Annotated in this window: 20 protein-coding genes; 14 read left to right on the plus strand and 6 right to left on the minus strand. The window is 67.3% G+C overall.

Annotated elements, in window-relative coordinates; translation table 11 throughout:
- Positions 1–61: 61 nt before the first annotated feature.
- On the plus strand, positions 62–208 hold the full coding sequence (locus tag M1247_RS14735) for a hypothetical protein (protein WP_317157095.1): 147 nt from the start codon (positions 62–64) through the stop codon (positions 206–208).
- Positions 209–267: 59 nt separating this feature from the next.
- Here the strand turns inward: M1247_RS14735 and M1247_RS14740 are convergent, their stop codons facing one another.
- Together M1247_RS14740 and M1247_RS14745 are read right to left on the minus strand one after the other, a co-directional pair.
- Positions 268–441, minus strand: coding sequence for a CsbD family protein (locus tag M1247_RS14740; protein WP_317157096.1), 174 nt, complete (start codon positions 439–441; stop codon positions 268–270).
- Positions 442–525: 84 nt separating this feature from the next.
- Positions 526–1,278 carry a VldE C-terminal domain-containing protein gene (locus M1247_RS14745; protein ID WP_410506882.1) on the minus strand — a complete coding sequence of 251 codons (753 nt, stop codon included), beginning with the start codon at positions 1,276–1,278 and terminating at the stop codon, positions 526–528.
- A 2-nt stretch (positions 1,279–1,280) separates the two neighbouring features.
- Here M1247_RS14745 and M1247_RS14750 point away from each other — a divergent pair, with 2 nt between their 5' ends.
- The 11 genes from M1247_RS14750 (at position 1,281) to M1247_RS14800 (ending at position 15,203) form a co-directional block, all read left to right on the plus strand.
- Entirely contained in the window at positions 1,281–1,634 is a 354-nt protein-coding gene (locus tag M1247_RS14750; RefSeq protein WP_317157098.1) for a YciI family protein, read from the plus strand.
- A complete protein-coding gene (locus M1247_RS14755; protein ID WP_317157099.1) occupies positions 1,631–2,863 on the plus strand; it encodes an RNA polymerase sigma factor in 1,233 nt (410 codons plus the stop codon). The genes M1247_RS14750 and M1247_RS14755 overlap by 4 nt, the downstream gene beginning before the upstream one ends.
- On the plus strand, positions 2,860–3,705 hold the full coding sequence (locus M1247_RS14760) for a carboxymuconolactone decarboxylase family protein (RefSeq protein ID WP_317157100.1): 846 nt from the start codon (positions 2,860–2,862) through the stop codon (positions 3,703–3,705). Before M1247_RS14755 ends, M1247_RS14760 begins: the two co-directional genes overlap by 4 nt.
- Before the next feature lie 180 nt (positions 3,706–3,885).
- Positions 3,886–8,172, plus strand: a complete 4,287-nt coding sequence (locus M1247_RS14765; protein ID WP_317157452.1) for an AAA family ATPase — start codon at positions 3,886–3,888, stop codon at positions 8,170–8,172.
- Between the two features lie 72 nt (positions 8,173–8,244).
- Positions 8,245–9,027: a hypothetical protein gene (locus M1247_RS14770; protein WP_317157101.1), complete on the plus strand. Its 783-nt coding sequence runs from the start codon at positions 8,245–8,247 to the stop codon at positions 9,025–9,027.
- Positions 9,027–10,196: a polyprenyl synthetase family protein gene (locus tag M1247_RS14775; protein WP_317157453.1), complete on the plus strand. Its 1,170-nt coding sequence runs from the start codon at positions 9,027–9,029 to the stop codon at positions 10,194–10,196. Before M1247_RS14770 ends, M1247_RS14775 begins: the two co-directional genes overlap by 1 nt.
- Entirely contained in the window at positions 10,193–10,651 is a 459-nt protein-coding gene (locus tag M1247_RS14780) for a hypothetical protein (protein ID WP_317157102.1), read from the plus strand. Before M1247_RS14775 ends, M1247_RS14780 begins: the two co-directional genes overlap by 4 nt.
- Complete coding sequence (locus M1247_RS14785) at positions 10,648–10,911, plus strand: hypothetical protein (protein WP_317157103.1); 264 nt, start codon at positions 10,648–10,650, stop codon at positions 10,909–10,911. The genes M1247_RS14780 and M1247_RS14785 overlap by 4 nt, the downstream gene beginning before the upstream one ends.
- Positions 10,908–11,930: a hypothetical protein gene (locus M1247_RS14790; protein WP_317157104.1), complete on the plus strand. Its 1,023-nt coding sequence runs from the start codon at positions 10,908–10,910 to the stop codon at positions 11,928–11,930. Before M1247_RS14785 ends, M1247_RS14790 begins: the two co-directional genes overlap by 4 nt.
- Positions 11,923–12,360 carry an SCP-2 sterol transfer family protein gene (locus M1247_RS14795; protein ID WP_317157105.1) on the plus strand — a complete coding sequence of 146 codons (438 nt, stop codon included), beginning with the start codon at positions 11,923–11,925 and terminating at the stop codon, positions 12,358–12,360. Before M1247_RS14790 ends, M1247_RS14795 begins: the two co-directional genes overlap by 8 nt.
- A complete protein-coding gene (locus tag M1247_RS14800; protein WP_317157106.1) occupies positions 12,357–15,203 on the plus strand; it encodes an FAD-dependent oxidoreductase in 2,847 nt (948 codons plus the stop codon). The genes M1247_RS14795 and M1247_RS14800 overlap by 4 nt, the downstream gene beginning before the upstream one ends.
- A 10-nt stretch (positions 15,204–15,213) precedes the next feature.
- Here M1247_RS14800 and M1247_RS14805 read toward each other — a convergent pair whose 3' ends face one another.
- A complete protein-coding gene (locus tag M1247_RS14805) occupies positions 15,214–15,861 on the minus strand; it encodes a VldE C-terminal domain-containing protein (protein ID WP_317157107.1) in 648 nt (215 codons plus the stop codon).
- A gap of 284 nt (positions 15,862–16,145) precedes the next feature.
- Here M1247_RS14805 and M1247_RS14810 point away from each other — a divergent pair, with 284 nt between their 5' ends.
- Both M1247_RS14810 and M1247_RS14815 read left to right on the plus strand, forming a co-directional pair.
- Complete coding sequence (locus M1247_RS14810) at positions 16,146–17,459, plus strand: acyltransferase family protein (RefSeq protein ID WP_317157108.1); 1,314 nt, start codon at positions 16,146–16,148, stop codon at positions 17,457–17,459.
- A gap of 92 nt (positions 17,460–17,551) precedes the next feature.
- Positions 17,552–19,888: an esterase-like activity of phytase family protein gene (locus M1247_RS14815; protein ID WP_317157109.1), complete on the plus strand. Its 2,337-nt coding sequence runs from the start codon at positions 17,552–17,554 to the stop codon at positions 19,886–19,888.
- 27 nt (positions 19,889–19,915) lie between these two features.
- Here M1247_RS14815 and M1247_RS14820 read toward each other — a convergent pair whose 3' ends face one another.
- The 3 genes from M1247_RS14820 to M1247_RS14830 form a co-directional block, all read right to left on the minus strand.
- Entirely contained in the window at positions 19,916–20,497 is a 582-nt protein-coding gene (locus M1247_RS14820) for a cytochrome b (protein ID WP_317157110.1), read from the minus strand.
- Entirely contained in the window at positions 20,494–21,549 is a 1,056-nt protein-coding gene (locus tag M1247_RS14825; RefSeq protein ID WP_317157111.1) for a catalase family peroxidase, read from the minus strand. Before M1247_RS14825 ends, M1247_RS14820 begins: the two co-directional genes overlap by 4 nt.
- 100 nt (positions 21,550–21,649) lie before the next feature.
- The gene (locus M1247_RS14830; RefSeq protein WP_317157112.1) at positions 21,650–22,177 is read right to left on the minus strand and encodes a hypothetical protein; all 528 of its coding nucleotides are present in this window, start codon (positions 22,175–22,177) and stop codon (positions 21,650–21,652) included.
- Positions 22,178–22,191: the final 14 nt, after the last annotated feature.

Below are 22,191 nucleotides of genomic sequence, written 5' to 3' on the forward strand. Positions count from 1 at the left end.
CTGGGCGAGAAATCTGACCATCACGACCGGTCTGGTGAACACAGCAACGTAACCGACACTGATGGGGCTACTTGCCAACGGTCAATTCGACACCTCGCAGTTGATCACCCACCGCTTCTCGCTCGACGAGTTCGACGCGGCTTATGAGGTCTTCAGTCGTCCCGCCGACACTCGCGCATTGAAGGTCCTTCTGACGCGTACGGGTTGACCTCGAAGCAGCCTTTTCGTGTCCGAATGAGTAGGTGCCCGACCGCTTTCCATCCGGAACTAGTTCTTGAAGGCGTCTTTGATCTTCTCGCCGGCGTCCTTCAGGCTGGACTTCGCCTGGTCCATCTTGCCTTCGTTCTCGGTGCTCTTGTCGTCAGTTGCCTTGCCGAGACCTTCTTTGGCCTTGCCGGAAAGATCGTCGATCTTGTTGCTGATCTTGTCGTGGGCACCCATGGTGAGGCTCCGTCCTGCAGATTTCGGATACCGACTCGGAATCGAGCCGCAGGTTCGGACTACCCGGGTTCGGCGCAGTCGAAACTAGGGCGCCGGGCTCATCGAACCCATCGCGTAGGTTTCGTGCCCGGTCGGGTAGCCGCCGCCGTCGGTGGCGATATGCACGTGATCGAAATGGTTGGCGGTCTCATTGCCGTAGTCCGCCGTCCAGCTGGGTGCGCCGATGCCCGGGTAGAAGCCCTGCCGCCAGATCACGTGGAGCACACCCCACCGCTTCGCGTTCGCCAGGGCAAACCCGGCGATCTGGTTACCGAGCTCGATGCCGGCGTCGGAATGATAGTTCGGGATCATCACATCGATCGCCAACCCGTTGGGGTGCCATTTCAAGGCATCCTGGCGGTACCCGCCGATCGTGGAGATCTCGGGAAACATCACGCCGATCGCCCGGGCCACCCAGATGGTCTTGACCTGCAAACCTTGCTCGGGTGCGACGCCGCGCGGGAGCGTGAACTGGAAATCGGGAGCGGCCACGGGCGCACTCGCCGCCAACAACTCGGCGTCCGCGGGCGTGGCCCCGAACGGCGCAGACGGCTGGCCGGAAGGCGGCGTCGACGGGGCCGCGGCGCAGCACGGCGGCTCGGTGTCCTGGGCATAGAACATCGCGGCGGCGACACCAACCGAGAGCACGAGTGCCAGCACCCGGCCGCGGCCGTTGGCAAACAGATTTCCGCCCACGGACAGCACCTTACTGTTGCTCAACTCCGGTCGGCTGCGTTGTGTCGAGATACGGTCGGCTTGTTCGTCATTTTCTTCAACCGGTCCAAACGGATGGAGGATATATGCGGTACATGCTGATGATCTACAACTGCGAGCGGCCCGAAACCGATGATCCGGGCTTTGCCGAGGCGATGGAGAGGGTCACCGCGTTCGCCGACGAATGCCGCCGCCGCGACGTATTCGTGGCGGCCTACCCGCTGCAGCTCGAAGACGCCGCCACCACCGTGACAGTGCGTGACGGCAAGACGCTGATCACCGACGGGCCGTTCGCGGAGACCCACGAGCATCTCGGCGGTGCCTACATTCTCGATTGTCGCGACCTCGACGAAGCCCTGGAGCTGGCCGGGTTGTGCCCGTTCGCCGAACTGGGGGCGATCGAGGTGCGCCCGATCGCGGGCATGGCGACGGACCGATGAGCCCGGCGCCGGTGCTGCAGGAGGTGTACGGCCGGCACCGGGCGCGCATGTTGGCGGCGTTGATCCGCGTCCTCGGCGATTTCGAGCTCGCCGAGGACTCCTTGCAGGAGGCCTGCGCGCAGGCGTTGCGCAAGTGGGGTGACTCCGTCCCGGACGATCCGGTGGCCTGGCTGCTGACCGCAGCCCGCAACAGCGCGATCGACCGGTTACGCAGGGCCCGGGTCGGCCGGGACAAACTCGCCGAGCTTGCCAGGGCGCCGGCCGCGCAGCCCACAGAATTCGACGCGGAAACCCTGCGCAGCATGGGCGATGAGCGACTCAGCCTCATCTTCACCTGCTGCCATCCGGCGCTGGCCGAAGACGCCAGGGTGGCGTTGACACTGCAGGCGGTAGCCGGGCTGACCGCCGGCCAGATCGCCCGCATGTTCCTGGTCAGTGAGCCGACGCTGGCGCAACGGCTGGTGCGGGCGAAACGCAAGATCCGGGACGCAGGCATCAGCCTCGAGGTGCCCGCCGATCATCTTCTGCCCGAACGACTGTCCGGCGTACTGGCGGTGGTGTACCTGATCTTCACCCAGGGTTACAGCGCCCACGACCAGCCCGGCCGCCACGAGCTGACCCAGGAGGCGATCCGGCTCGGCAAGCTCGTCGCGACCCTGATGCCCGACGAGCCCGAAGCGCTGGCCCTCGTCGCGCTGTTGCTGCTGCACGATTCACGCGCGTCCGCTCGGTACAGTCCGGATGGTGAGGTCATTCTGTTGACCGACCAGGACCGGTCCCGGTGGGATCATGCCGAGATCGCCGAAGCCATCATGCTTTTGGATCGGGCCTTACGCGTGGGCACGCGCGGGCCGTATCAGCTGCAGGCCGCAATCGCCGCCCTGCACGCCCGGGCCGAAACCGCCGATCAGACCGACTGGCCGCGCATCACCGCTCTCTACGCCGAATTGCTCGTGGTGGCGCCGTCGCCGGTGGTGGCGCTCAACCATGCCGTCGCGGTGGCCATGACAGCGGGTCCGGACGAGGGGCTGGCGCTGCTCGAGCGGATCGACGGGCTGGACCGTTACCACCTGCTGCACGCTGCCCGCGCAGATCTGTTGCGGCGCCTCGGGCGCACCGAAGCGGCCGCGGCGTCCTACCGGCGGGCCCACGAAATCGCCGTGAACCCGGCCGACCGGCGCTTCCTCGCGCGGCGCCTGCACGACCTCGATATTCAGGAGATCCGATGAGACTGTCCGTCCTCGATCGCGGCCACCGTCGCCGCGCCAAGCTGTTCCTGACCCTCACTTCGGCCATGTCGCGGGTGGACAGCCCGGACATCGTCAAGCTGTTGCTCTACCGGCCAGGCGTTTTCGCCCGCCCGTTACTGGATCTGGCGGCCGACACCATGCGCGGGCCCTCGTACTGGACTGCGGGTGAACGCGAATACCTGGCGATGTGCACCGCGCAAGCGCTCCGATGCCCGTTCTGCATCGACACCCACGCCGAGCTCACCCGCATCGCGGGCCACGGCGACATCGACCCGGACGATCCCGTGACGACCCGGCCCGAACTACGCGCTGTGCGTACCTTTCTCGCGGCGGCCACCCTCACCCCGGAGCGCGTCGACGCGACCGAGGTCGCCGGCCTGACCGACCAGGCGGTACTGGAGGCGCTGCGGGTGAGCCTGGTGTTCAACATCATCGGGCGGTTGGCCAACGCGTTCGGATTCACCCTGCGCGAAGGCCAGCTGCACAGCGGTACCCGCGCCCTGCACCGCGCGGGCTACCGGTTCCCGGGTTTCCTGCTTGCCGAGGGCGAGACCACCCGCCACGGGGATGATGCCGTCGAGAACCTCCGCCACGCGGTGCTCGACGCCGCCGGTGGGCCGCTGCGGGAACCGTTGGCGTCCTACGCCGCGACGGTGCGCGACGCCTCCTACACAATCACCGACTCCGACATCAACCGTCTCACCGCCGCCGGGCACACCGAGGACGAGATATTCGAGGTCACCGTGGTCGCGGCGGTGGGCGCCGCGCTGGACGGTTTCGACGCCGGGCGGCGAGCGCTCGCGCACAAGACCACAAACTGAGGCGCGACGCCCGGGGCAGCTGATCTGTCCATCCGGTCCCCGGCGCACGTACTGGTCACTACGATGAGCGCACCATTCCCGTGAGTGGGAGGGCGGCATGCGCTTGACCTTGCGATCTGTGGACCGCGCCGTCGGAAGAACGACGCCCGTAGCGCTGAGTCGGGTGCCGTGACGTCGCCGGTGCTGGATCTCGACGGCCAGGTCGTCGGGCGTCGCCAGGCGTTCACCGAACTCCGTGCCGCCGTGGAAGCAGCCGGTCGGGTCGGCGGTGGGTGCGCACTGCTCAGTGGGGTTCCCGGAGTGGGCAAGTCCACCCTCATCCATGCGTTCGGCGCCGAGGTCTCCGGACGCAACTGCGTATTCGGCTATGGGAGATGCCGGGACGGCGCCGCGGCGCCGTACTCGGCCCTGGGTGAAGCGCTTGGGGCGATCGTCCGCACCATGGACGCCACCAGCCCGGCAGCCCGCGACCGGTGGCGTGCGGACCTCGCAGGCGGGGCCTCCGCGCTCACCGGAATCCTCAGTGAGCTGGTGCCCGACCTGGCGCCGCTACTGGGCGCCGCCCCGGAGGTCGCCGACCTCGACGTGGCAGATGCTCGCCGTCGGCTGCAGCGTGCCGCCATCCGCCTGGTGTCCATCACCGCGTCCTATCGACCCGTGGTGCTGGCGGTGGATGATCTGCAGTGGGCCGACCAGGACACGCTGTTGCTGCTGTCCGAGCTGTTGACGGTGTCGACGCGCAACGTGCTGGTCCTCGGTGCCTACAGGGCCGGCGAATTCGACCCGAAGGCAGCAGGTTTCACGTCGGAGGGCCTGCACCGTATCGAGCTGAGCCCGTTGTCGCGTGCGGATCTCGAGGAACTTCTCGCCGAGGTGTGTGGCCGCGGGGTGGAGCTGGGCGACGTCGCCGACGAATTCCATCACCGTACCGGGGGTAATCCGCTACAGGTCCGTCAGCTGCTGCACCGCGCGCAACGCGAAGGCGCACTGACCCCGGTCGGTGCGAGCGGGCACCCGACCTGGGACCTACGGGTGCTCTCCACGATCGAAGTCAGTGCCACGGCCGCGGAGTTCCTCGGCCGCTACCTCGACCAACTGCGCCCGACCGACCGGGCGGTACTGAGTTCACTGGCCTGTTTTGGTGGCGAGTTCGATCTCGCAGACGCGACGGCAGCGGCGGCGCAGCCGGCCGATGTGGTGGCCCAGGCACTGTGGTCGAGCCTCGAACTGCGCCTGCTCGAGGCGGTGGACAGCCGTGGCCAGCGCATCGCCAACGCGATCAGCCGCGAGGCCCGCTACCGGTTCAGCCACGATCGCGTGGCGGAGGCGGCTCGTGACGGTCTGTCGGCGACCGCTCAGCGCGAAACGCACCTGCGGATCGGCCGGTGGTTTGTGGGACAGGGCGATGATCGGCTGTTCGACGCCGCGCGCCACGTCGGAATCAGTGGCGCCGGATTGGCCGACGACGACGAGCGCGTCCGGTTCGTCGGGGTGCTTCGGCGGGCCGCGGCCAAAGCGCGGGCCCAGGCGTCGTTCCCGCTGGCACTCGAGTACTGCCGAAACGGTCTGACACTTCTGGGGGAGCAGCGGTGGGACGTCAGTTTCGCGTTGACCCGCGAATTGCAGCTCGATGCCGCACGCGCGGCCCTTCTGGTGGGTGAGGTGACGGTGTTGCGGTCCCTACTCGACGAGGCTGAGGAATTCCTCCACGAGCCGGCCGACCGTGCATGCATCGCCTTTCTCCGGCTCAAAGGGTGCGTGGCCGAAAATCACCTGCAGGAGGCGTTGGACACCGGATTGCGGGCACTCGAGGAACTCGGCCAGCCGGTCGCGCCCGATCCGGGTAAACCCCGCATGGCCCTTGCACTGGGACAGATGAAGTTCGTCATGCGTCGCTGGAGCAATGACCGGCTGCTGCAGTTGCCACGGTGCGAGGACCGGCTGGTCATCGAGATCCAACGCATCCTCGCTGAGCTGCGTAGCATGTGCTATATCGTGCGCCCCAACATTTTTCCGCTGGTGGTACGTAAGCAGCTCGATCTGACATTGGCGCACGGACATACCCCGTCGTTGCCACTGGTGCTCGTCAGCTACGGGCTGCTGCTGGTGATGATCCGGGACAGCGCAGGCGCCCAGCGCTTCGGTGAGGCCGCCCTGATGCTCGCCGAACGGGACGAATTCCGGGCGACCCGGCCGGAAACGCTGTTCATGCACCTGAATTTCATCCGGCACTGGCGCCATCCCCTGCAGGACGGTCTACCCGCGCTTCGTGACGCCGTCGCCGAGGCGTTGGATCAGGGGGATCAGGAGTACGCGGGATTTCTTGCGGCCGTTCTGCTCTCACAGTCATTCTGGGTGGGGCGCCCACTGCCGGAAATCGATGTGCTGGCCCGCAGCCTCATTCCCGAGGTCCGTTCCCAGCCGGTACCCACGCTGCTGTGTCAGGCCATGCAGCAGATCTGCCTCAACCTGATGGGGCGAAGCGACGACCCGTATCTGCTTGCGGGGGAGAGTGGTTTCGACGAGCGCGAGGTCGTGCCCCCCGCCCGCCGCGACGGCAACGAGGTCATCCTCAGCACCGTCGCCACCCAGAAACTGGGCCTCTACTTCTGGTCCGGGGACTACGCGGGCGGGGCAGGCGCCGTCGATGAGGCTGTCGAGCACATCGAGGGGATGGCCGCCACCGCGATCACCCAGCTCATCCACCTGACCGCCGGCCTGTGCCTGATCCACACCGCCCCCGATGACCGGGCGACGCGCCGGTTCGTGCGCAGAGCGTTGTCGCTGCACCGCAAGTGGGCTGCGGATGCACCGGCCAACTATGCGGCCCCGTATGCACTCATCCAGGGCACCTGGGAGCTGGCGCGCGGCAGGCACCGTGCGGCCGAGCAGTACCTGGACCAGGCGATGACGTTGGCAGACGTGCATCATCTGCCGATGATCGGCGCTCTCGCGCACGAGGAGGCGGCGACTCTCTACTTCCAGACCGGTCGCGCGACGTTACGCGAGCACATGTTGCGTTCGGCTTTTCAGCGCTTTACGAATCTCGGCCTGACGTTGCGGGTGGACCGTCTCGCGCGGGCATATCCATGGCTGCTCAGCGGGCAGCTGATTCACGCCGGCTCGGCGGGCGTCGACCCGGTGGGCGCGCGTCACCTCGTCCGCGCACTCTCGGCGGCAGAAACCACCGACGCCCTGGCTGAACTCGTGCTCCAGACGGCCGCCGACATCACCGGCGCACAGCGTGTCCTGTTCCTCTCGGGCGAAGCCGATCACCTCATGGTCCAGGCGGTGCACGAACAGGGCACCACCCGGCTCATCGACGGTCCGTGGACAGAAGTGCCCTATGACCAGGAGACGGTCCGCCGGGTGATGGACAGTGGGACGGTGCTCACCGCGGCAGGTGGGGAACTGGTCCTGGTATCACCGATTCTGTTGCAGGACCGAATTATCGGCGTCCTCTATGTTGAACGTGAGCGCCATGCCGGCAACTTCACACCCGAACATGAAGAGACGGTCGCTTACCTGTGTGCCCAGGCGGCGGCGCCGCTGTGGAGCCTGCAACTGGAGGCCCAACTGCGTGCCGCCGATGAATACCGGCAATCACTGATGGACGTGCAATCGAGGTTCGTGCCGAACGAACTGCTCCGCATCCTTGATATCGACGACCTTCGCCGGGTCCACAGCGGATATCGGGTCGAACGCGAGATGACGGTGCTCATCAGCGACATCCGCGGCTATACCACGATGATCGAGGACATGAACGTCTCGGAGGCCAGCAACCTGGCGATGGGGTTCCTGCGTGCTGCAGAAATGCCGATCATCAGTTGTAACGGGATGATTCAGGACGTGCGTGGCGACGAGATCGTCGCTGTCTTCGAGTCGGAGCCCGATGCGGTGCGCGCCGGGCTGGCCATGCTGCGCTCCCTGCGCGAGCACAACGCCGAACGAAAGGCGCTCGGCTCCGCGGAGTTACGGGCCGGGATCGGCATCAATACCGGCGCGGTGGGCGTCGGGCTCGTCGGCGGGGTGAATCGGATGGTGCTGACCATCATCGGTGATGCGGTGAACCTTGCCGCACGCATCGAAAGCACCACCAAACGCTATGGCTGCACGATGCTGATCAGCGATGCGACCTATCAGCGGCTCGCCGATCCGGACCAGTTCGACATCCGTCGGATGGAGCGCGTCCTGGTGGTCAACCGGCGCCGTCCGGTGACGATTTATGAGGTCTACGACGAGGATCCGGCCCCGCAGCGGGAGGCGAAAATCCAGGCGCAACCCGCGTTCGACAAAGCTTTCGCCTTGTTCGATGCCGGCGAGGTCGACCAGGCAGGCGCTGCGTTCGCCCGCTGTCGCGAGTTACTGCCCGACGACGCTGTCGCAGTTCTGCATCTGGCGCACTGCGACGCGATTCTGCGCGGTGAATTGTTTCCTGGTCAAGGAGTTGCCCTGCAACAGAAGTGAGGTCTGGCGAACTTCGGGGTACACGGCGATTCTGTCTGCCATTATCTGTCTCACACGTCAAGGGGACAGCCTATGTATCTGAGCGCCGAGCGGATCGCTGTTGCTGAGCAGGCGATCCGAGAAACCTTCGAGCAGACCAGCATTGCCTGGCAGGCCGTTTGCCACTGGGAGACCGGAGATCCTGCGCAGACCTTGGTTCCCAATGGCAACCTTAAAAGTCCGAACTTCGAATCGATTGTGTCGGTGCCCGTCGATGTCGAGTTGACGCTGGCGGAGGCGATTTCGCCGACGCCCGATGCGTTGATCGCGAAGGTGACGGTCGGCGCGGCCAAACTCGCCGGGCTGGTGGATGCCGCGGTGCTGCCGAAAGTTCGTGCCGCCATCACCGCGCCGACCTCGGTCGTGCACGTGGTCGACGGGCAGCCGGCGACAATCCTGGACGCTCTGATCAAGGGACGGGTGGAAGTCGAGAAGGCGGGCTACCGGGCTCCGTCATGTCTGTTCACCGACACGCTCGGGATTCAGAAACTCAACCAGTTGCTGCCCGTGGGAGTCGGATTCCTGCAATCGGCGCTCGGTGCGGCCAACATCAATGCACTTCACCGGGCGGATCAGCTCGAGGCGCCGGTCGCCGACGCCCACGGGGTGCTGCTCGGCCGCCGCCAGCGGATTGCCTCGGGAAGCGCGATGGACGCATCACCCGGCGAAGAGCCCGTCGATCTCGCGGTCAGCGTGCCGCCCAGCCTTGAGGTCGTGGGCGATACCGCCACCAACACCATCAAACTCAGAGTCCGTATGAGTTACGCGACCAGGGTCAAGGATGTTGGCGGCCTCGTCGTATTCGTCACTCCGTGATGACCTCGACCCTGCCCGCCGTGGACCCGGATCTGCTGGAGAGCTATCTCGCCGAATGCAAGAAGGCCTGTGACGGTGAGATCGAGCGGCTCTACGGGTCCGGGAGCCACGGTGCGAGCTCGCTCGGTGAACTGATCCTCGACTATCCGCGCCGCGGCGGCAAGGCACTTCGGCCGGCCCTGGGCATCGCGATGTGCCTGGGACTCGGCGGCCACCTCGAAGCGATCCTGCCGACGGCGGCCACCCTTGAGCTCTACCACAACGCCTTCCTCATCCACGACGACATCGAAGACGAGTCATGGTGGCGGCGTGGCGAACCCACGCTGCACATCGATCACGGTATTCCGGTCGCGGTGAACGTCGGCGACGCCATGCTGTCGCTGTCGCTGCAGCCGCTGCTCGACAACGTCGAGCGGGTCGGGCTGGGCCCGGCGCTGCGCATTCTGCGCGCCGTCGCGCAGATGACCCGGCAGACTGTCGAGGGGCAGGGGATCGAGCTCGACTGGGTGCGGTCGAACGCGTGGCAACTCGAGGACGCCGATTACCTGGCGATGGTCGAGTTGAAAACGAGTTGGTACTCGTTCATCACCCCGTTGCAGGCAGGCGCGGTGGCCGCAGGCGCGGGTCCCGATAAGCTCCCGGCGCTGGAGACCCTAGGCAGGCACCTGGGTGCCGCGTTTCAGATCACCGACGACCTGCTGAATCTGCGGGCGGACCCGGAGGACTATGGCAAGGAGATCGGCGGCGACCTCTGGGAGGGCAAGCGGACCCTGATGGTGTTGCACGCCGTGCGCTCAGCGGATCCGGACGATCGTGTGCGCGCGGTGCAGATCCTGGCCAAGCGGCGTCCGAGCGGTGTCGACGAGCTGGGGCTCACCGAACTGCTGGACCGGTTGACCGCCCGCGGTGAGCTCTCGCAGGCCGGGCGATCCGAAATCGCGGCACGGCTGCAGGGGCAGCATCGTGTGGAGACCAAGAGCCTCAACGACATCCGGTGGCTCTACGACCTCATGCACCGGACCGGTTCGCTCAATCACGCCCGCGAGATCGCCGCCGGGCATGCCCGGGAGGCAGCAGCCGGGCTCGCGCGTCTGGACTGGTTTCCGCCCAGCCGGCATCGCGACATGCTGGCCGCCCTCGTCGACTACGTCCACGGGCGCACGCGATGAGACCGGAAGTGCTGATGGGCATGTTGGCCGAGCTGGAGCGGATCCGCGGGCTCACCCTCGACCTCGTCGAGCGGGGCGCACCGCGGCTGCTACCGGCGCCGCCAGATGAGGACAGCGGGGCTGAGCGGGCGATGTTCGACCTGCTTCTCGGGGTCCGCCGCGCCGTACTCGGCAATCCGGTGGCCGCCCGGGGATTGCACGACCTGCTCATCGCCGAGGGCCGTCGCTACGCGGATACGCAGGACGGTGCGCGACTGCGCGACGCGCTGGTCACCTCGAATGCGGTGGAGAACCTCCGGCGGGTCTGGGAGACGGTGAGCCTCAACGTGCTTGACGGGCCGGCAGCATCCGGCGCGGCCCCCGACGCGTGGGCCGAGTTGCTGGCCGACGCCGTCGTCGGGCATGGTATCGACGATGCTGTGCTGGGGCGTCTTCGGCCCGAAGGCTTCGCATGACTCTCACCGACCCACGCGACGCGCTCGCGGACGAAAGCAGTTTCGTCGGCTACCTTGTCGGTCTGACAGGCCTGGGCCGCACTGTCCACGTGCTGGCCGACAGCGGCCACCGGAGCGAAACCCGGTGTGAAGCAGACAGATTCATCGACCTGCTGTTGGGCATCGCCAGCCTGGGCGACGCGATCGAACGTCTCGCCGAACCCAACTCCGTTCGCCCCGGCGTGGTGCCGCCCCCCGACAAGGCACGGTGGCTGCGATGACCGCGGTACTGGCCGGCAGTGATTTTCTGCGTGCGCCGGTGCTCGCCTCCGCCCGGCCCGGCGGATTCAAGGAGTGGCACCATTTCGTGATCCACGGTGCACAACGCCGCCTCCTGATCAACTTCAGCCTCACCAGCGAGACCGCATCCGACGGCCACCTGCGCCTGGTGCCACGGGTGATCGTCATCGCCCAGGACGACCGCTGGAGCGGCGCCGTCGAACGCTTCGACACCACCGAACTGGACGTATCGGCCGACCTCGGTGTGCTGGGCATCGGCAGTAACCGGATGGCCGTGCGGCCCGACGGCTATGAGGTGGTGATCGAGCTGCCCGGGCACGGAATCGCCGGAGAACTTCATCTCACGTCGGTGAGTCGGCCGTTCGTGGTCAACAACCAGCCGGTGGGCGAGGGCCGAATGTGTTGGCTGTTCGTGCCGAGGTTGCGAGCCGACGGGTGGGTGCGCATCGCCGGACAGGAACACCGCGTCGTGGCCGAGCCGGCCTATCACGACCACAACTGGGGGAGGTTCCGGTGGGGCGATGACTTCGCCTGGACGTGGGGCACGATCCTCCCGTCGGAAGGGCGGGATCCGTGGTCGCTGGTGTACCTACGGATGACGGATCGGCGTCGATTGCGCTGTCTGTCCCAGGCGCTGTACGTGTGGCACCGCGATGAGCCGGCTGCGATATTCCGGCACGCCGCCGTGACGGCGCAATCGCACGGGCTGCTCGGGCGGGCCGCGGACTGCACCCTGCCTGCACCGATGCGACTGCTTCTCGACGGTGTGGTGCCTGCGGTGCCTGCGCTGGTCGAGGTCACCGCGGAGCGCGTGGATGACACCGTGCAGGCCCGGTTCCGCCCGCACTCCTATGCCCGGCTCGCCCAGCCGAGCGAGGTGCACCTGGACCGGTCGACGGTGCTCTGTGAGACCAGCGGCACAGCCCAGGTGACGGGTTCCATCAACGGTGAGAGCGTCGACTTCGTCGGTGCCGGCGTATTCGAGTTCCTTTATGGCTGAACCGGTCTCGTCGTTGTTGCGGCGGTCGATCGAGCACCTCGAAGTCGAGGTGCCCGACAGTTACGGACGTGTGCTCACCGAACTCGGCCACCTGGTGGTGGAACTCGTGGTCGACGATGAGCTCTTCTCGCTGCGAGGAGGTACCGGGCTGCGGGTGTGCGACGGTGCGGCGGGCACCGCCGGTGCCCGGATCACCACCTCCCGCGCCGCAATCCTCGATGTGCTCGACGCCGAAGTCGGTCTGGGGGAGGCCGTGGAAGCGGGCACGGTCTCGGTCCGGGGTTCGGTCGAGGACATCCTGCGGGCGCACGACACCTTGTTGGCATACGTCCATGCCGCGGTGCGGGCGCCTTCACAGCCGGGACTGCTCGGCGCGCTACGGGGGAATCCCGTATGGCCGGCGAGAAAGCCGGAGGCGGATCGCGCATGAGTGAAGCCATCACGACCCCGGCCTCGTGCAAGCGTCGCCCGACGGTCGCGGTCCTCGGCGCAGGCATCGCCGGTCTCACCGCTGCACACGAACTGGCCGAACGAGGTTTCGACGTCACGGTGTACGAGCCGCGCCAGGATGAACGCCGCGGACTGGGCAGCACGCCGCCGGGCGCCTGCCCGCCGGTCAAGCTGGGCGGGCTCGCCGCCTCCCAGTACTCGACCCCTGGCACACGCGACGGTAGCCACGCCGAGTTGCGGCCATTCCCGGGGCGACGCGGCGACCCACGCCTCTGCGGGCGCGCAGTCGCGGGCGAACATGGCTTCCGCTTCTTCCCGGCGTATTACCTACACATGTGGGATCTGTTCCAGCGCATCCCGATCTATCAGTACATGGCGCTCGGCAATGGCGAGGCCGGATGGGTGCAAACTTCACGCACGATCATGGACAACGTCAGACGGGTGGTCACCCAGGGCACCACTGTGGACGGAAAGCCGTCGCTGGTATTTCCTCGTGAGGCGCCGCGTACCCCCGCCGAGTTCCTCAGCATCCTCGGCCAGCTCGCGGGATTGGGTTTCACGGCCGGTGACGTGCAGGCGTTCGTGGGCAGGCTGTTGCGGTACCTCGTCACCAGCCCGTTGCGGCGCGCCACGGAACTGCAGAATCTGTCGGCCTACGACTTCTTCGTCGGGCGCGACGGGACCGGTGGACAGCGGTACCGCTACACGCCACGCTTCGACAAGCTTCTGTTGGAGATGCCCCGGGTGCTCGCCGCATTCGACTCCCGGTGGGGTGACGCCCGCACCAACCTCACCACTTATCTTCAGCTGCAATTGCAGATGGACCGCCGCGACAACAAGGCCGACGGGGTTCTCAACGGGCCGACCACCGAATCCTGGTTCGACCATTGGTACCGGCATCTCGCCGAACTGGGCGTTCGCTTCGTGTGTGGTGCGGCCGCCGTCCTCGAGCCCCCGGGGCCGGACCCGCGACAGCTGCTCCACCTCAGATCCCGGGCGCAGGTGCGGCTGGCCGACGGTACGCGGGTGGCTCCGGACTACACCGTCGTCGCCGTCGACGCACCGGCGGCCGAACGGCTCACCGTCGCGCTGCGCGCGGCCGGGACGGGCGGCACGGTGGCCGGGCTCGACGGGTTCGCCACCTCGGTGCCGCCTCCCAGCGGTCCGTTGCAGCCCGGGGCGACCCGTCCGTCGGGCCGGCGGGACCCCTATGCCATGGACGAGATGGGCCGGCTGCCGTGGGACCGCTTTCAGACGCTTGCCGGCATCCAGTTCTACTTCGACACCGAGTTCCAGCTGCTCCGCGGGCACATGTACTACTCGGGAACCGAGTGGGCCCTGTCCTCGATCAACCAGCACGGACTGTGGGAGCGGCGGCCGATCCTCGGCCGGGACGGGTACGTCTCGGTGCTGTCGGTCGACATCGGCGATTTCAACGCCCCGTCCCGCCACCTGGTCGACGCGTCCGGGCGCGGCAAGGCGGCTCGCGAATGCACGGCCGATGAGATCGCCGCGGAGGTGTGGCGCCAGATCGTCGCCGCACTGACCAGTGACGTCGACAACGTGGCCGAGGCCCTGATGCCGTGGCCCGCCTGGTACGCGCTCGATCGCGGCCTGATCATGGCCGGCGGTGCCGGACAGGGAGCCGGACGCGCGGTCCGCAACGAGACCCCGTACCTGGTTCCCATCGTCGGTGACTGGCCGAATCGGCCTGGGCCCGATCCCTGGAACCCACACGGCACGTCCTGGACGTACCGGCCGACCGAGGCGCGCTGGCTGGAGGACATTGCCCAACGCCATGTGTGGCAGGCCCGGCACGGCGGCTACCAGGTTCACCACAACTCGGTGGTGTTCGCGGGTACCTGGACCAAGACGTTCACCCGGATGACGTCGATGGAGGCGGCGTGCGAGTCGGCCCGTCACGCCGTGAACGCCATCCTCGACCACTACATCTGGGTGGAATCCGGCGGCGTGGACCGTCGCGAGAAGACGACGCTCGACTGGCGGTTTCCCTTCGGCTTCCTGGATCAGGGATTGTCGAGCCCGGTTCGGATGCCGTCGCCGGCAGGCGACTACTGCTATGTCTTCGACATCGAGAACCGGGAACCGCTCGACACCCGCGCGCTGCGCAACCTTGACTCCCGGTACTGCCTGGAATCGCTGCCGCATCCGCTGGACCCACCCAACACTGTCCACCCACCCGTCGGAGGTCATGCCATGACAACACCCCCGGCCGACTACGGCCACCAACTGCTCGCCTACCTGCAGGCGTGGCGGCAGTACCTCGAGCAGACAGTGGGCGCCGCGCCACCTGGGCTCCCGTTCCCGTCCGCCCCACCGGGGATTCCGGCACCGGCGCCGGTCATCCCGCAGGCGCCACCGGTATCGCTCGACTACACGCAGCAGTTGCTCACCTACCTGCAGGCCTGGCGGCAGTACCTGGAGCAGACAGTGGGTGCACCGACGGTGCAGCCCGGGCAGACGGCCGCGCGACCGGAGCCACCGCAGTCCCGGCCCGTGCCACCCGCCGACGAGAGCGGAAGCCGGCTCGGCTTCACAGCGGCCCAGCAGCAGGGTGGCGGCGCCGTGCCACCCGATGACCTGATCGTCGTGGCTCCGGCCTATGAGAACGCCAGCGCAGTGCCGGTCGACGACTTTTCATGGCGGCCCGGTTCGGCCTATGCCAAGGCCGCAGGTGTCATCGCGTCCGAGATACCGGCGCAGGTCGCGCCACAGTCGCTCTACCGTGGCCTGTCCGCGCGCAAAGACGCGGCGGGAGCCGACTACGAGTTGCTGGCGCCGATGAAGGACTTCAGCCGGTGATCGACGCCCACTAACTCAGGTAGGTTTCGTGACCCGTCGGGTATCCGCCGCCGTTGGTGGCGATATGGACGTGATCGAAGTGGTTTGCGGTGTCCGAGCCACGGCTGCTCATCGGGCGCGGTGAGCGTCCCGGGCCGTACGAGGTCTGGCGCCACAGCACATGGTTCAGGCCGAACCGTTCCGCGTTGTCGAGGACGAAAGCGACGATGCGGTCGCCGAGGGCTTTGCCTTCGGCGCTGCGATGGTTCGGGATCATCACGTCGATCGCCAGTCCGTTGGGATGCCACCTCATGGAGTCCGGGCGTACCCCGCCGATCGCGAGAATCTCGGGAAACATCCCGCTGACCGCCCGGGCCGCCAGGACGGTCTTGACCTGCAGACCCTTCTCCGGGGCGACGCCGGCAGGCAACACGTGCCTGACCGCCCGCCGGGAGGCGCGTGCCGTGGGGCCGTCCGGGGTGAGGCTGATGCCTGCGCCGGCCAGGGCAGCATCGAGGCCCTGCGGCGCCGCCACCACCGTTGAGCAGCACGGGGCGGGCTCACTGACGCGCGGGACGGTGTCGGCTCCCACGACGAGGAATGCGGCGGTGGGGAGCAGGAACGCCGCCGCCGTCGCTGACCAGCGACGCCCGGCGTTGGTTAACCTGTGCCTTCCCACGGCGGGCACCCTACCGGCGGGGTAACGCGCAAAAGCAAATCGCGGTTACTTCGCCATCGGGAGATGGAGCTAACGGTTTTGCGGGGCGAATTCGGCTGTATTTCGTCAGTGCGGTATCGAAATGGAAAGCACCACGGCGATTTTCGGATCAGCGATGGCCGCCGCGTCTTTTCGGGAGCAATGAAACACGTGCCGGACCGCGTCACAGTGCGCGGCGCATGTGACCAACGCCGCACGTAGTCCTACTCATACCCGGCCGCGCGGGATCGGGCAGGCTGGTTGTCATGCCGTTCACCAAGCCGCTGCCCGGGGAGCACGCGGGTGTCGGTGACCTCCCACCCGGCCGTGACCGCGCCGTCGATGTGGCCAGGATCGGTGCGCTGGTGGTGGTGATGTTCGGGCACTGTGGGTTGTTGCTGGCGACCATCGACACCAGCGGCGTGCGGATCGGCAACCTGCTCGGTGCCCTGCCCGCGCTCCAACCGCTCACCTGGATCGCCCAGGTGATGCCGCTGTTCTTCCTCGCGGGCGGTGCCGCAGGCGCCTACGGCTGGCGGTCACACGCTCCGTGGGGCTCGTGGTTGTTGACCCGGGCACAGCGGTTGTGCCGGCCGATGTTCTGGTATCTGGCGGTGTGGACGGTCGCATTGCTGGCGGTGCGCCTGACGGTGGGCGCCGACTCGGCCGAGGCGCTGGGCCGTGAATGCGTGGCGCTGCTGTGGTTCGTCGGCGTCTATCTGGTGGTGCTCGCGTTCGTCCCGGTACTGACCCGGATGAACAGTCCTCGGACCGCGACCATGGTGGTCGCATTGCTGGTTGCGGGCTCCGTGGCGGTCGACGGGGTCCGGTTCGCCGTCGGCGATCCGCTAGCGGGCGCCGCCAACCTCATCATCGTGTGGCTGATTCCCGTGGTGATCGGGGTCGCCTATGCCCGTCGGATGATCTCTGTCCCGTTCGCCCTTGCGGTGGCCGCGGTTGCCCTCACTGTCCAGGTCTTCCTCGCCGCCGCAGGGGTATATGAGGTGTCGCTGGTGGTGACCGGCGCCGAACGCATCTCCAACGTGTCACCACCGACGCTGCTGCTGGCCCTTCACTGCATATGGATGTCGTGCTTGTTCGTGGCGGCCTCGGGGGCGGTCCGGCGTTGGGCCGAGCGGCCACGGGTGTGGCGGGTCGTCACGGTGGGCAACGGGGGAGCGATGACCATCTACCTGTGGCACATCCCGGCGATCGCCGTCACCGCGGTCGCGCTGCATGCCTTCGGGCTCGACGCGTACGACGTGCACACACCCGGATTCTGGGGTCTGCTCGCCCTGCGGGAAGTGGTCTTCGCGATCGTCATGGGGATGACGTTCGCGCTGCTTTCACCCCTGGAACATCGCCGGTTGCCGTGGTGGGACGCTCCGGTGCGGGCCACCGGCGGCCGGTCGATCGCTGCCGGTGTGCTGATCTGCCTGGCCGGAGCCGCCCTGGTGGTGATGGCCAAGAGCGGGCTCGACGGTGTGGCCGGTTTCAGCGCGCTCGGGTGCTTTCTCATTGCGGTGGTTGCTGCGCGCGTGGCCGCGGGCGTGCGGTCCACGCCCACGTTGGCCACCTGACCGTTGCCTGCGGTTCACTGCCCCACCACCGTCGGCTCACCTGGGCGCGACAAGCTCACGCGGGAGTTCCACCGAACTGAATAGGGGATCGCATGACGACGTCGAACCTGAGTCGGGTGATGGCCGTGGCCGCCGCGGCAGCACTACTGGTAGCCGGTTGCTCGACCGGCACCCAGGACCCGACGCCGGACGACAACGCCACGCCCAGAGCCACCTCGTCAATCGACTGGAACCTTCCGGCGTCGGAGCGCTACCACCGGTTGGCCACTTACCCGGTCTATCTGAACCGGCCCGCCGGGCAGCCCGCAGAGGCCGAAACGGTGGCCGAGATCTCCACCGTCACCCCGGACGGCAACACCGTCATCTACACCGACGCCGCGGCCAAACGCATCGGCTTCGTCGACGTCCGCGACCCGGTGAAACCCGTTGGTCTGGGCACACTTTCGTTGGCCGAACTGGGTCATGCCGATGACCAGCCCACCTCCGTGGCCGCCCACGGCGAGTTCGTGCTGGTGGTCGTCGACACCACCGGCGGCGACTTCGCCCACCCGTCGGGTCGCGTCGACATCGTGCGGGTCAGCGACCGCACCCGGGTACACAGCATCGACCTCGGCGGTCAACCCGACTCGATCGCCATCAGCCCCGACGGGTCGTTCGCCGCGATCGCCATGGAGAACCAGCGCGACGAGGAGTTCACCCCACCCGGCAAGGAGGAGGGCGACCTGCCCCAACCCCCAACGGGGTTCGTGCAACTCATCGACCTCACCGGCGCACCGACCGCATGGCGCAACCGCAAGGTCGACTTCGACGTCGAAACCGCGCGACAGGCGGGCCTGGACACCCCCGAGGACCTGGAGCCGGAGTACGTCAGCATCAACTCCCGCGGCCAGGTCGCGGTGACGCTGCAGGAGAACAACGGCGTCGCGATCATCGACGGCCGCGCCGGGCGGGTGCAGAAGATCTTCAGCACCGGAACCCAATCCGTCACCGGCATCGACACCGCAGAGGACGCCGCGATCGACCAGAGCGGGTCCATCCCCGAGACACCCCGCGAACCCGACGCGATCGGCTGGATCGGTGACGGCCACCTGGCCACCGCCAACGAGGGCGACTGGAAGGGCGGCACCCGCGGCTGGACGATTTTCGACGCCGCCACCGGCGAGGTGGTCTGGGACGCAGGCAACGCCTTCGAGCAACTCGCCGTGCGGACCGGCCTGCACATCGAGAGTCGCGCAGAGTCGAAGGGGCCAGAACCCGAAGGGCTCGCCATCACCGAGATCAACGGCCGTCCAACCGCATTGGTGGCTTCTGAGCGCAGCAACTTCGTCGCGGCCTACGACGTCAGTGACGTCACCGCCCCCCAGTTCCGCCAGATCCTGCCGACCACCCCGGGTCCCGAGGGCATCCTGGCGATCCCGTCGCGCAATCTGCTGGTCGTCTCGTCGGAATCCGACGAAGCCGACAACCGGGTGCGCGCCTCGGTCAGTGTCTACGGCTACGGCGACACCTTCGCCGAAACCGGTGGCACACCGCCATTCCCGTCGATCGTGTCCGGCGACGTCGACGGCGCCCCGATCGGGTGGGGTGCGCTCGGCGCGCTGTCGGCCGATCCGCAGGACGAGAACCGGCTCTACACCTCCACCGACAACGCATACGGGCCGTCGCGGATCCTCGGCGTCGACGTGTCACACACGCCGGCGCTCATCGACACCGCGCTGCCCGTCACCGAGAACGGCCAACCCGTCACGCTCGACGTCGAAGGCCTCACGTCCCGCCCCGAGGGCGGCTTCGTGTTGGCGGTCGAGGGCGAGGAGGGCCCCGGCAATCAACTGGTGTTCGTCGCCGCCGACGGCAGCATCGAGAACCGGGTGTCGCTGCCCACCGAGGTCGCGGCGGGACTGGGCGGTCAGGGCCTGGAAGGCGTGGCCGCAGACGGCAACACCGTCTGGGTGGCGCTGCAGCGGGAGGTGAAGACCGATCCCAAGGGCGTGGTCCGCATCGGCCGCTACACCCCGGCCGATGGCACCTGGGAGTGGTTCGGCTATCCGCTGGAAGCCACCGATGCCAAAGATGACTGGATCGGGTTGTCCGAGATCGCCGTGCACGACGGTGCTCTGCTGGTGCTCGAACGCGACAAGCTCAACGGGCCGGACGCCCGGGTGAAGGCGATCTACCGTGTCGACATCCCGGCTGATGGTGGGGTGACGGGACCTGGGCAGGCGCCGAAGGTGCTGACGAAGACCCTGGCCCGCGATCTGCTGCCGGATCTGCAGGCCACCAAAGGTTTTGTGCAGGAAAAGGTTGAGGGCATGACCGTCGCCGGCAACGGAAACCTGTACGTGATCACCGACAACGACGCGCTCGACGACGCCAACGGCGAGACCGTGTTCCTCGACCTCGGACCCGCCCCGGAGGCCCTCGGCGGTTAGGCCGCCGCCGGGTGTGCGCGGGGGTGGCTAACCGGGCTTGACGTCGGAGTCGTTGCGCGCCCCGAGTCGAAACGTCATGCGCCGCAACATCCCGTCGCGCAGGGTCACGCTGTGCAGTAGCACCGCGGACACGTGCGCGGCGATCGCCGCCACCAACAGGAACGCCAGGATCGTATGCGCTTGGCGCAGCACGCCGTACAGGTCGAGATCGAATGGTGCGATGCGAGGCAGCCGCAAGCCGAATACCACGACGTGATTGCCTGCGGCCGACACCATCGCCCAGCCGATCAGAGGTTGAGCCAGGAGCAGCGCATACAGCGACAGCTCCGAGGCCATCACCATCTTGCGTTCCAATGCGCCGACGGTGGACGGAAGTGGGGGCGCACGGTGGAAGATGCGGTTGCCCACCCGGATCACCGTGACTACCAGGATCGTCACACCCAACGCCTTATGGATGGTGACCAGGGTGGTGTAACTCGCGACCGAATTGACCATCACGAACCCGATGAACAACGTGGTGAACACCAGGACTGCGACGAGCCAGTGCAACACCCGCGTCGAGACCGCGTGCTGTCTGGTTGTAGCTGTGGCGGTCTGTACGTCGGTCACATCGACACCTCGTCTACCTGTACCTGCGGCGGGGTGGTCTGGGATTGTCGGCTGCGGAGCCGGTGCGACGCGGCGTACACCGCCGAGCGGGCGCTGAGCATTGGGTCTTCGGAAGGTTCGATGCCGTCGGGCAGCACCGTTGGATCGAAGTTGATATCGCGGCTGTTGCCGGGGCGTTCGGTCTCGGCGGTGTCGAGCGTCAGTATGCCGGCCTCGACAGTCCGACGGTCGGACGGCCAGGGCACGGTCGCGTCGGTGACGGGATCCTGCGGTTCGCCCACCGTCAACAGCAGCCGCCAGCGCAACGGGCCGACGCGAATCTGGCGGATCATCGCGTCGAACAGTCCGTCGTTGCCCGGCGAGGCCGGTTGTGCGTCCTGCATCGGCACCAGTGACCACCGAACCGGCGTGCGGACACCGTTGCCGCTGATGAAGTAGAACGTCATCAGGCTGCGGAAGGTGCTGTCGGCGAAGCCGGCGGTCGGCGGGTTGGCTTTGATGAGCTCAAGGGCGCGTGCCGTGGCGGGATGGTCGGCAAGGAACTGTTTATTCGCCTCGGGGTCCTTGCCGATCATCATCCTCTGGTAGAAGCCTTCCGGCGAATTATCCGGGAAAACCGGAAGATTCAACAGCGCCGTGCGCCACTGCCGGTCGGTGGGGAAGCCGAAGACCAGGCCGAGGCCGCGGGCGAGAGCCGGATCATCGGACACCTGCGGATCGCTGCCGCCGAATGAGAACCGGCCGAGCACCGGTGTTCGGCCGGGCTCGAACACCGCGGCCCGGGACAGTTCGAGGCCGTTGCCGTTGCTGTCGAAGTAGCCCGAAACGGCGACGCCTTTCGCATGGTTGACCCGGTACCCGGGGTGATTTCCACCGGTCTTCCGGAACGCGTCGACGATGACTTGGGGGGTCAGCCGCCGCACTCCGCCCACATTCGTGGCGAACAGCAGGGCACCCACATCCACCGCAAGAAAGCCGCCGACTGCTGCGGCACCGAGCAGGATTCTGCGCCGATTGAGCATCGGCCACTGTTGTTTGGGCATCAGTGTCATTTAACCGATGGTTCGGCCGGTTTAATGCCGGTGCGGTGCTTACCGAAGTGTGACGCGCCGGGCTTACGCGTAAAACCGGATCGCTGGTTAGCGTCGTCGTTCACACCGAGGGATGCGCTTGGACCGGATAGCCATTGCGCAGCGCGGTGACCGACAGGGCCGGCGTGACAACCAGCGCGTCGCGATCGTCGATCGGTGTGGAGTCGGAGTAGCCCTCGGGTGCCCACCGGCGCAGGGCGCCGGCCCAGATGAGCCGAAAGTCGTTGTCGCCGAGCGTGACGAACGTGCCATCGGGAAGATCGGCGATCGACGCCACGCTGCGCGGAGCTGCCCGGGACGCCTTGAGTTTTCGGTCGAGATCCTTGGCGCCCCCGATCGGATTGCCGGTGCCGACGTTCACGGCATCAATGAAGCCACGGTAGGCCCGGCGCCTGCATTCACCGCACGGTCGGTGTCCGGCGGCCAGCGCCACCGCCTCATCGAGGAAGAACAGCTCTGTGTAGGTCCCCGGGCGCATGGGTTCGCGTCTGCGGCCCTTGAATTCGAGCAGGCAGATCAGCCACATCGAGTTACGCGTGGCGCGGACGATCCGCCGGTTCTCGTCATGCAGGATCCCGCGGTTGCCCATGAACGTGCCGCGTG

This window comes from Mycobacterium appelbergii (genome assembly GCF_032883035.1).
GTDB classification, from domain to species: Bacteria; Actinomycetota; Actinomycetes; order Mycobacteriales; family Mycobacteriaceae; genus Mycobacterium; species Mycobacterium appelbergii.

Bases quoted from the DNA above. Each gene is read 5' to 3' on its own strand.
- M1247_RS14735 (WP_317157095.1), top strand. From the start codon at position 62: ATGGGGCTACTTGCCAACGGTCAATTCGACACCTCGCAGTTGATCACC.
- M1247_RS14740 (WP_317157096.1), bottom strand. From the start codon at position 441: ATGGGTGCCCACGACAAGATCAGCAACAAGATCGACGATCTTTCCGGC.
- M1247_RS14750 (WP_317157098.1), top strand. From the start codon at position 1,281: ATGCGGTACATGCTGATGATCTACAACTGCGAGCGGCCCGAAACCGAT.
- M1247_RS14755 (WP_317157099.1), top strand. From the start codon at position 1,631: ATGAGCCCGGCGCCGGTGCTGCAGGAGGTGTACGGCCGGCACCGGGCG.
- M1247_RS14760 (WP_317157100.1), top strand. From the start codon at position 2,860: ATGAGACTGTCCGTCCTCGATCGCGGCCACCGTCGCCGCGCCAAGCTG.
- M1247_RS14770 (WP_317157101.1), top strand. From the start codon at position 8,245: ATGTATCTGAGCGCCGAGCGGATCGCTGTTGCTGAGCAGGCGATCCGA.
- M1247_RS14775 (WP_317157453.1), top strand. From the start codon at position 9,027: ATGACCTCGACCCTGCCCGCCGTGGACCCGGATCTGCTGGAGAGCTAT.
- M1247_RS14780 (WP_317157102.1), top strand. From the start codon at position 10,193: ATGAGACCGGAAGTGCTGATGGGCATGTTGGCCGAGCTGGAGCGGATC.
- M1247_RS14785 (WP_317157103.1), top strand. From the start codon at position 10,648: ATGACTCTCACCGACCCACGCGACGCGCTCGCGGACGAAAGCAGTTTC.
- M1247_RS14790 (WP_317157104.1), top strand. From the start codon at position 10,908: ATGACCGCGGTACTGGCCGGCAGTGATTTTCTGCGTGCGCCGGTGCTC.
- M1247_RS14795 (WP_317157105.1), top strand. From the start codon at position 11,923: ATGGCTGAACCGGTCTCGTCGTTGTTGCGGCGGTCGATCGAGCACCTC.
- M1247_RS14800 (WP_317157106.1), top strand. From the start codon at position 12,357: ATGAGTGAAGCCATCACGACCCCGGCCTCGTGCAAGCGTCGCCCGACG.
- M1247_RS14810 (WP_317157108.1), top strand. From the start codon at position 16,146: ATGCCGTTCACCAAGCCGCTGCCCGGGGAGCACGCGGGTGTCGGTGAC.
- M1247_RS14815 (WP_317157109.1), top strand. From the start codon at position 17,552: ATGACGACGTCGAACCTGAGTCGGGTGATGGCCGTGGCCGCCGCGGCA.
- M1247_RS14825 (WP_317157111.1), bottom strand. From the start codon at position 21,549: ATGACACTGATGCCCAAACAACAGTGGCCGATGCTCAATCGGCGCAGA.
- M1247_RS14830 (WP_317157112.1), bottom strand. From the start codon at position 22,177: ATGGGCAACCGCGGGATCCTGCATGACGAGAACCGGCGGATCGTCCGC.